Below are 9,726 nucleotides of genomic sequence, written 5' to 3' on the forward strand. Positions count from 1 at the left end.
TGGCACGTCTGGGAGTCGCCCTTTCCTGAGCAAGGGCGGGTTTAGTCGCATTTGGGTGCAACCGAAAAGATAGTAGTAAAACCCGCCCCTACAATTGACTTATACAAGTGGTTTTTAACACGACAAATTTTTCCATCTGAAATACTGAACAATTCTCAACTACCCCAGCTAATGCTGGAGTGATTCCCTGGTTTAGCCTCTTTTGCGCCTCTAAGGTGACAGGTTGATAATCTCGCAGCCAATCATGATTGGCTAGATATTCTGGTGTGAAGGCAGTATTGTCTAATAGCCAAAAGTCTACTCCATAAAGTTGGATAAACTGTTTCACTTCCTCTAAATCAGGACTGTACTGGGCTTGAATCAGATCGATTGTGCGTTGGCGAAATTGACGATAATAACCCCAATGATAAGGAATCGCATATTCCCGCCCGACTAAAATAGAGCGTTGGGCAAAGGTGGGCAAGTTATTCGCCTCTTCTGATACTGAGGCAATTAAACTATCTTTCGGTTGCTGTTGGAAGAATTGATATAAAGCCGGAAAATGACCGTCTTTATATTTGGTTAGAGGAAAGGGTTCAACCAAGTAGGGATAGAAAAGTAATACTGCTGTGAGGAAGCTAATTGTTAGGTAGTGGTAAATTCTGAGTTTTGAGTAGGGGCGGGTTTCTCTATTATTGCTTCTATTCGCCCTGCTGTCACTGAACTTGCCCTGGCTAAGGATGAGAGTTTTAATTTTTGCGGGATGGCAATCTGTTCTCAAAATCGCATCGAATACGATTGTTAAAACTATCCCGGCTGATACGGATAAAAGAATACGAAAGCTATGTTCTGTATAACGACTGGGAAGATGCAGGTTGAATAGTAGCAGATGGGCAATGATGAATATGAATAGAGATGCCCAGAAAATTTGAGCTAATATTCGGATCTGAGGGGAAATAGATTTAACCAGGGGGAATGAGTTGGGATGTCGGTAGAGAATGGGTAATAGTATGCCTAAGGCTAAAGTGGCGGGTCTAACGAAGCCTACGTCTAATATACCACTTCTGGGACTGAGCAAAAAGAAATGCCAGGGGTTATTACTGAAAAAGTAACTGCGCCCGGTTGCCGAAAATTCGGGTAATTGTTTGGCTTGAGTGGCGGTGATGACTGGATCGAATTGGCTAGGAATTAGGGCGTAGCCGGAAATGGCGATTACTGTTACGATTAGACCGATTGTTGATAGGGCATGGGGGGGGAGTTGGAATTTTTTTGGGAAACGCAGAGGGGCGCAGAGGTAAGCGCAGAGGGGCGCAGAGGTTCGTATAAGTGAGTTTTTGGGGGGAAAGGGTTGCAGGATGAATAGGGCGGCACAAATTAGTAGGTATTGGGGATAGAATAGGGATAATAGGATTATTGTGGTTAGGCAAGGTAGTAGAGATTGGCGTAGTAAGTGGTATAAGAAGGCGAGGAATAGGGGGTAAATAAAGGCTCTGGGTGTGGCTGAGATTAGGTCATCTTTCATCCAAAGACTTTGATTGAGTAGTACCGAGGTGATGAAACCTGCCGCTGGTACGGGTAGGAGTTGGAGGGATATACTAAAACAGTAGCCTGTCGCGATCGCGCTGAGAATGGGTGGTAGGAGTTTGTTGAAGAGAAAGGGATTTATGCCTAAAGCGGCGGCTATTCGGTAAAGGGTTGTATATCCCACAGGGGCGACGGATTGGAAGTAATCGGCGATTAAGTCATCGGGAAATAATTCGCTATCAATGAACTTTTGCATCCAAAAGACGTGTTGGCGGGCGTCGTCTTGAACGATATAGGCATGACTAAAGGCTTCCCTGAGGGCTAACCTACTGTAAATTGCGGTGATGGTTATGCTTAAACTGAACCAAAATAAAACGTGAGCTGTTAATTTTGTTGATCTAGGTTGAGTTAAAAATTTTTGCAGAGGTTTACGTTGCATAAAATGGTGAAGGTTTTGTTCGTAGGGCGCGATCGCAAATGTGATAAATTTGTTTATAGGTGACATCCTATTTGCCAGAAAACTGACGCGATCGCCTTTGAATCAAGGACGGGTTTTGTTGTTCAGTTATCGTTAAGCCACCCCATTGAGCCCCTAAACCCGCCCCGACAATGGATTTGTATTTTTTGCCTTCTGATTTAAAGTTTACATTGAAGTGCTATCACCAAGGGAATCGCCTCTTTCAACGCACTGATAAATGTATCAATTTCCTCGCGGGTATTATAGAAATAGGGACTTACACGAGCTGTGCAAGGAACCCCTAAAATCCGGTGCAAGGGTTGGGTACAATATTGTCCCGCCCGAATCGCAATTCCACTTTTATCCAACACTTGAGCTAACTGATAAGGGTTGATCGTTCCGCAGGTAAATGAGGCTAAAGCGGCTCTACCACTCCCGTCAGCGTTGGGTTTAGGACCATAAATTTCAAGGCTGGGAATCGTGTTTAATTGCTCAAATAAATAGGCAGTCAGTTCATGTTCATACGCCTCTATTTTGTCCATCCCAATAGCGGTGAGGTAATCCACGGCTGCACCGAGCGCGATCGCTTCGCCAGTGGCGGGAGTTCCGGCTTCAAAACGGTAGGGTATATCGGCATAGGTGGCATGATCTAAAAAAACCTCAGCTATCATCTTACCTCCCCCTAAAAATGGCGGCATTTCTCTGAGTACGTCTAATTTCCCATACAGGAAACCAATCCCTGTAGGAGCGCACATTTTGTGTCCCGATGCCGCTAACCAGTCGCAATCAATCCCTTGTACGTCAAGTTTTAGGTGGGGTGTACTTTGACAAGCATCAATTAATACTTTAACGCCATAGTGATGCGCCAGTGCGGTAATGTCTTGGATTGGGTTAATACATCCCAAGGTGTTAGAAACATGAACAATTGATACCAGTTTCGTTCGATTGGAGAGCAGGGTTTTAAACTGCTCTACGTTAAATTCTTGGCTGTCGGTCAATTCGACAAACTTTAACACAGCACCTGTGCGTTGGGCAATCTGTTGCCATGGGATCAGATTGCTGTGGTGTTCCATCACCGAGAGAATGATTTCATCCCCAGGCTGTAAGTTTTTCCCTCCCCAAGTGGATGCGACTAAATTAATTCCTTCTGTGGCGTTGCGCGTATAGATGATTTCTTGGGCAGATGTGGCATTAATAAATGTGGCAATTTTTTGCCGCGCGTTTTCGTAGGCTTCGGTGGCTTTGGAACTTAGGGTATGAATGCCTCGGTGAGCATTGGCGTTAGTATGCTCATAGTAGTTCTGCCAAGTCTTAAGAACTTGTAAAGGTTTTTGGGAGGTTGAGGCATTATCTAGGTATACTAGAGGTTTACCGTTAACCTTATCTTGCAAAATCGGGAAGTCAGCCCGAACTTTGGCAGCAAGCTGTTGTTCTGTTGTAAGTATCATAGTCATCCAGATTGAAAATTGTCTGTATATTGTTCTAGATCAATTTTCATATTGATTGCTATGAAATCCAAGGATAAAAATGATAAATTAAGTATCATTTTCTCAGAATTGCCATTGGTCATTGAACAGAGAACGATTTTCCTATGACTTCAACCCATCAATGCTACTGTCTCAGTTCCACAAGTGCATTCGTTTTTATCGTATCCCAGCTTATTTCTGACACTTGATCAACCTTTGAGTGTCCTCAGAACTTTTACTTTTCAAGGTTTCTGAGTTTTTCAGCAAGCCCTATTTAGCTTTTCATTCCATGTGTTTGTAGTCAGCGCTTTAGCGCTTCTGGCACGCTTCGTGCCTACTACGAAACCAGGTTAAGTCAGTGCTATTCATCCTAAGTTAAATCGCTTCACCTAAAATGAGCTGTTGTCGATGACTGTGCAATAACTGGAATTCCTGTTGCACCACCTGCTCTAACATATAAATTATATCTTCAGGTCGCAGCAGGGTGCCATCATTCCGACAACTGCCAACATACCGTAACACGGCAGGTTGAGACGGGGCGTCTGTTTTAACTTCTATCACTTCTAACTCAAATGTGCGATCGCGTAAATTAACCGACTTCTTTTTCCCAGACTTGGTTCGCTTCTGTTGCCAAATCTCCTCAGCCTGGTTTACCGCCTCAACCCAATCTTGCCACTGTTGCAGCGACGCTGATCCCGCTTCGCTTACCACGTCAAGCCGATACTCCGCTTTCTCTAATAGTCGGGTTGTCGCCGGCACCTTTAAATCCACTTCTTCAACCTGATAAACCGGGATATCCGGCGGAAGCTGATCCCCTAACCGTTGCTGAAACTCCGCCACATCCATCGACTCGGTTAACTCAAAGTCGGCAATCTCACCACTACTAGACATCCCTAATGACAACGCATTAGCTATCATAATCCTCGGTCCTGGATGATATCCCCCACTAAAGGTAATCGGTAAGGATGCCCGTCTCACAGCACGGTCAAATAACCTGACTAAATCCAAATGACTGACTAATGTCATTTCGCCCAACTTACCGTACCACACCCGCAACCGCTGTGCTTTGTGTTGATTTGGCTTAAAGTGACCTGTAAATTCGGGAATTTGCGGCGGTTCAAAGACAATATTATGACCAAAATCGGTGCCACAGATCCCACAGTGAGAACAGCCCTCAAAGGCACAATCGGGTACAGTCGCCGCTTCTAGGGCGCGTTGTAAGTCTTCAATCAGCCAGTTTTTGTCAATCCCTGTATCAATATGATCCCAGGGTAAGGGAGAAAGGGTGTAGGGGCTCTTTTCACTACTATCCTTTGCTTTATACCCAGATGCAACTAAACCCGCCCCGTCTGAGTGCGAGAGCTTTGCACCATCAAACACATTCCATTCGCCGTTTTCGATTTGGCGATATTTCCAGGTAAGATCAGATTCTGCGATCGCGCCTTCCCAAGCGGCAAATGCTTTATCTAAACTTTCCCACCACGCATCCATTCCCGCACCCAATTCCCACGCCCGACGCACCACCGCCGCTAAACGCCTGTCACCGCGCCCCACAAAGTCTTCCATTGCCGAAATTCGCACATCGGTGTAGTTTACCTTAACACCCTTAATCCGGCGAAAAGCATCGCGTAATAACTCTTGCTTGCGGATAAACTCAGCTGTAGACACCGAATGCCACTGAAACGGCGTATGCGGCTTGGGTGTAAAGTTAGAAATAGTAATATTAAAGCTGAAACGTTTACGACCTGATGCCCGACATTCTTGCTGCAACCACCTCACCGTTTCAGCGATCCCGATCACATCGGCATCGGTTTCACCGGGCAAGCCAATCATAAAGTAGAGTTTAACTTTATCCCACCCTTGCTCAAACGCTGTCTTTACACCCCGCAGCAATTCTTCGTTCGTCAATCCCTTATTCACAATATCCCGCATCCGCTGGGTTCCGGCTTCTGGGGCAAAGGTTAAACCGCTTTTGCGCGTACCGCCGATAATATTGGCGATGTTTTCATCAAAACGATCAACCCGTTGGCTGGGAAGAGATAGGGAGATATTCTCATTTTTGAGACGATTCTTTACTTCCAATCCCACGGCGGGTAGGGACAGGTAATCGGAACAGGAAAGAGAAAGCAGGGAAAACTCATTATATCCCGTCGCCCGCATTCCCTTTGCGATCGCATCGACTACCTGTTCCGGTTCCACATCTCTGGCGGGGCGGGTTAGCATTCCCGGTTGACAGAAACGACATCCTCTGGTACATCCGCGCCGAACTTCAATCGTCAGCCGATCATGAACAGTTTCTATATAGGGTACCAATCCAATGGAATACTCTGGCATTGGCGTGGCGACTCGCCGCAGAATCCGCGCTGGTACATCAGCACGATTGGGATGAACTGAACCATCCTCTGCCATGTCGTAGAATTGAGGGACATAAACGCCGGGGATCTGCACTAAGTCTAAGAGTAATTCTTTGCGAGTTAATCCGGCGGCTTTGCCTTGTTCGATAACTAAACCAATTTCGGGGAGTAAGTCTTCCCCATCCCCTAGCGCCACGAAGTCTAAAAAGTCGGCGTAGGGTTCTGGGTTCGATGTCGCGGTTTGTCCCCCAGCAAAAATTAGGGGGATCTCTGTAATGCTATGATTTGCCCGTTCTTGCCAAGTGAGGGGAATTTGGGCTAAGGAGAGCATTTCCAGGATATTTGTCGCCCCAAGTTCATAGCTGAGGCTAAATCCCAGGATATCAAAGTCTGTGAGCGATCGCCGATTTTCGACAGCAAACAGGGGTGTCTGACTTTCCCGCAATTTCGCGGCTAAATCCGGGGCGGGTAAGTAAGCGCGATCGCAAAGTTGCCGAGGCTGAGCATTTAATATGTTGTAGAGAATAATATGCCCTAAATTAGATGCACCCACTTCATAGATTTCTGGGTAAGTTAACACCCAGCGCACCTTAGCGGCGTCCCAGGGTTTATGAACAGCGCCTAACTCGTTTCCCAGGTAGCGGGCTGGTTTGATGATGTCTTTGGTCAGTAGTTTCTCAGGTGAGATCGTCATGACAACCTTGCCCCTCTGATCAGGTACGGTTAACCTTACAACTCATCCATCTTACAGAAGACTGGCAATAATGCCTAATGGTCGTCAGACTATTGTTCTGTGACTGTCTCCAGGAAGCCAAAAAGAATGAATCAGGGGAGTGTACAATTCACCTACTTTATGATATTATTCCAGTTTTTAACAGATCAGGGGCATCTGTTTTACAGAATTATCAGGGTACACTACTAACTTTTGGGTTAGCTGATAGCCCAATAATCAAGCGAATGCCATTGTCCTGCTGGGGTTTTCTGCTTTATTTGTCAAGGTTGCCAAGAAAGCGTCATAGCTGTCAAAGATTTCCATGGCTTGATCCAGTTGAGTCAGCTCAAAAATCATCCGAACCGAATCCCCCACACGGCAAATGCTAAAGCGCTGGTTTCGCTGTTGCGCTAAACGTAACGCTGATACTAATATACCCAAGCCAGCACTGTCGAGGGACTCTACCTGCTCCATGTCAACCAGCACCGTCGAATAGCGATCCGACAAAATAGCCGATTTCAGTTGGTGGTCAAATTCTACCGCATTGGAGGCATTTACCTGACCCGTTGGTCTAACGATTGATAATTTGGAGTTTAAAGTTGCGATTGCCATAGCTCGCTCCTGGTGATTTGTGTAGATTAAGACATTTGACTAGAGAATCCACCTAAAGATAGCGCGTCACTTCTTCAAGTTGCTACAATTTTTCATTAACAGTGGGTGAAGTGGGTTAAGATTCTTCGGTGTGGGGTCTTTGTTTCGCTTTAATTTTTAGTGTTCCGTAAAAAAATATGGGGTTTTGTAGCCTAATATACTAAATTCCAACTACTTAGTCAAGGAAGCAATAGCCCACAATTTATGCTTCACGAAAAGTTTATCCTTAACACCAGTTGTCTTACATTTATAGTTAGGAGCTTATCTGTGACATCTTCCTTCAGATAGAGAATAAAACGAATCATTTTTTAGAGCCTATTACATTTTAATAAATATAAATACGTTAATCTCTTGGCCGGAGAGGGCTTACCTGCGGTAGACTGTCTGAATGGATGCTTTTTCGTCTACTTGGGCAAGGCGTCTACCCAGTTATCAAGGAGATTAGATAACTTCTTTTCTGCTAAATAGCCGTGATATAGATCACAAAATAAATTGATGAGAATCACGTTCTAGGCTAGTAATTCCCCAGAGAATTGATCTAGTATGGAATTCTGTGCAATAAGAGAGTGAAAACCACCTACGTTATCCGCCATTTGGTTGAAAGAGCGCTTTATATCAGGCAACTAACTCCTGATATAGAGAATGAAATTAACTACGAATTAACTCGCTTAGGATATATTTCCGATGCCGATTACGAAGCCCTTGAATTATTAATGGCTGAGATGGATGCGGGTAGAATCCGGTTAGTTCCCAGTGTTTAGAGAGTCACATTAATCATCACCAGCGAGACGGGAAATGAAAAAAGGGTTAATGAAAAGACTAAGTATTTTTTCATTGCCTTATGCCTTATGCCTTATGCCTTATCCTATCCTGAGTCCTGACTAATGCTCTAGGCAAAATATAAGCCAGAATTAAGGAAATCTTATGACCCTTATAGAGTGGATTTCAGGGATGATTCAAACTCCTGGGAATAGGTTTGCCAAACTTCAGCAATAAAATCAGCAAGTTGATGGCGAGTATCAGAATTATCTTTCGGGTGGCGATGCAAGTCTTCAAGTTGCGCTAATAGAGGAATTACCTCCGTATCCCAAACAAGTCGTAAAAACTTTGTGGGCCAAAGTATATCAGGTCCTTGACGCAAATCATACAATCTGAGAGATTGGGGTGTAACTTGGGTTATGTCTTCATTCTCGATTGGGGTGACGGCTAGCATCAAAGGGCGCAACCAACAAATCTGCCGCCATTCAACGACTTCTATCACTTCAGCATATAAATGGCGCGTTGCGTGTTCTAAACAAACAATTTGGTGAGGCTGAAAATTAATAGGCTTGAGTGAGGAAGTGGACATAATAGTCATTTTTCAGCGTCAGCGACAGTTTACGAGTTGTCATGGCTAATTCAGTGTAATGCTTTGATTGGTTGGACAATAGTCTCGACAATTAATCGCTTGTTCCGAATTGGCAACAGAGGGATGAATTGTACATTTGAGACGATAATCGTTGGTAAAAAATTGACAGTGACTGCAAGGGATTTGATGCATACGCTTGGCATTTGCTACACCGTCTTTAATCGTCAACCAGACTGTCATTAGGCTCAGGATTACTATTACCCAGGCTAGGCAAAAGCACAGGGGGATAAGAATGGGCTGAATCCCCTGAATTAGGGGGTAGAGAACTTGAAACACAATCTCTCCTGTCTGACAAACCAAGCAACATTATTATTAAAACTAATCTGAATGATTAGTTTCGGCAATTATACCAAATTTTGCCAGATCACGAGTACCGCAACCTGGGCAGTCAAAATTAACATCCTCCCTGGCGTAAACCCACAGGGATTCCTAGCACTTAAAAAGGAATATCATCCAAATCTTTCTGAGTATCGGGAACCGAGGGAACGTTTGGCTCTTTTGTGGGTTGGTAAGTCGGCTGATCAATTGGCGATGGGTAATCATATCCCTGATCTCTCGGTGCAGATACAGGTGCAGGGCTATTAGGGGCAGGGCGCGATCGCATGGGAACAACATTCTCTGATTTCTTGGGTAATGATGGGATTGTCGTCGCCTGCATCCTTGGGGACGCGGTAGCCGTTTGTAGCCCCATTTCTGTATCGGCACCCACTTTATGAAGTCGATAGGTGGTTAATTCAGCCCGTTTTTCTTTAAATCCTTCGGGGCGCTCAATTGTATTCATACTCAAACGCCCTTCCAGTACTACAAGATCACCAACACCATAGTTTTCCTTGATTTCTTGAGCCAAATTGCCCCAACCAACCACTTTGAGCGTTGCGGGTGGATCTTCGGAGCGCACACTGGGAAACTGCACCAGCATTTGGGCAATAGGGGTTTGATTATCCGAGGTGTAACGCAGTTCTGGATCTTGAATGATTTGTGCCATCAAGACGCAGCTATTCATTAGAACTCCTCCGTTGTGGGAAACCCCGTGTCTTCAGACCGGGGAGGAACGCGCGGTAGCGGTTTAAGAAGCATACCCCTTTCGGGGTGGAGGGGTATGGTTGCCCCTCCTGTGAGGTATGGTTGCCTCAATCTCCTTTCGGGTAAAGTTAGCTTCGCCAATGTTATCGGTC

At 45.1% G+C, this 9,726-nt stretch carries 8 protein-coding genes; 1 reads left to right on the forward strand and 7 read right to left on the reverse strand.

The genetic code is table 11. From position 1 onward, the window contains the following. Positions 1–88: 88 nt before the first annotated feature. The 4 genes from RIM23_RS21265 to RIM23_RS21280 form a co-directional block, all read right to left on the reverse strand. Positions 89–2,008 (reverse strand): hypothetical protein, encoded by a 1,920-nt coding sequence (locus tag RIM23_RS21265; RefSeq protein WP_446369074.1) that lies wholly within the window; start codon positions 2,006–2,008, stop codon positions 89–91. 131 nt (positions 2,009–2,139) lie between these two features. Continuing rightward, positions 2,140–3,408 (reverse strand): SufS family cysteine desulfurase, encoded by a 1,269-nt coding sequence (locus tag RIM23_RS21270; protein ID WP_446369075.1) that lies wholly within the window; start codon positions 3,406–3,408, stop codon positions 2,140–2,142. Positions 3,409–3,801: 393 nt separating this feature from the next. Further along, entirely contained in the window at positions 3,802–6,474 is a 2,673-nt protein-coding gene (locus RIM23_RS21275) for a TIGR03960 family B12-binding radical SAM protein (protein ID WP_446369076.1), read from the reverse strand. A 255-nt stretch (positions 6,475–6,729) separates the two neighbouring features. Further along, on the reverse strand, positions 6,730–7,104 hold the full coding sequence (locus tag RIM23_RS21280; RefSeq protein ID WP_446369077.1) for an STAS domain-containing protein: 375 nt from the start codon (positions 7,102–7,104) through the stop codon (positions 6,730–6,732). 605 nt (positions 7,105–7,709) lie between these two features. Between RIM23_RS21280 and RIM23_RS21285 the strand changes: the two genes are divergently transcribed. Further along, the gene (locus RIM23_RS21285; RefSeq protein WP_006098826.1) at positions 7,710–7,904 is read left to right on the forward strand and encodes a hypothetical protein; all 195 of its coding nucleotides are present in this window, start codon (positions 7,710–7,712) and stop codon (positions 7,902–7,904) included. A gap of 170 nt (positions 7,905–8,074) precedes the next feature. Here RIM23_RS21285 and RIM23_RS21290 read toward each other — a convergent pair whose 3' ends face one another. From RIM23_RS21290 to RIM23_RS21300, 3 genes are all read right to left on the reverse strand, one after another. Beyond that, positions 8,075–8,491, reverse strand: a complete 417-nt coding sequence (locus RIM23_RS21290; RefSeq protein ID WP_446369078.1) for a hypothetical protein — start codon at positions 8,489–8,491, stop codon at positions 8,075–8,077. Between the two features lie 45 nt (positions 8,492–8,536). Next, complete coding sequence (locus tag RIM23_RS21295) at positions 8,537–8,731, reverse strand: hypothetical protein (protein WP_446369079.1); 195 nt, start codon at positions 8,729–8,731, stop codon at positions 8,537–8,539. 256 nt (positions 8,732–8,987) lie between these two features. After that, positions 8,988–9,554, reverse strand: coding sequence for a single-stranded DNA-binding protein (locus tag RIM23_RS21300; protein ID WP_446369080.1), 567 nt, complete (start codon positions 9,552–9,554; stop codon positions 8,988–8,990). Positions 9,555–9,726 lie beyond the last annotated feature (172 nt).

Origin of the sequence: Coleofasciculus sp. G3-WIS-01, from assembly GCF_040223135.1 — a bacterium.
GTDB lineage: Bacteria > Cyanobacteriota > Cyanobacteriia > Cyanobacteriales > Coleofasciculaceae > Coleofasciculus.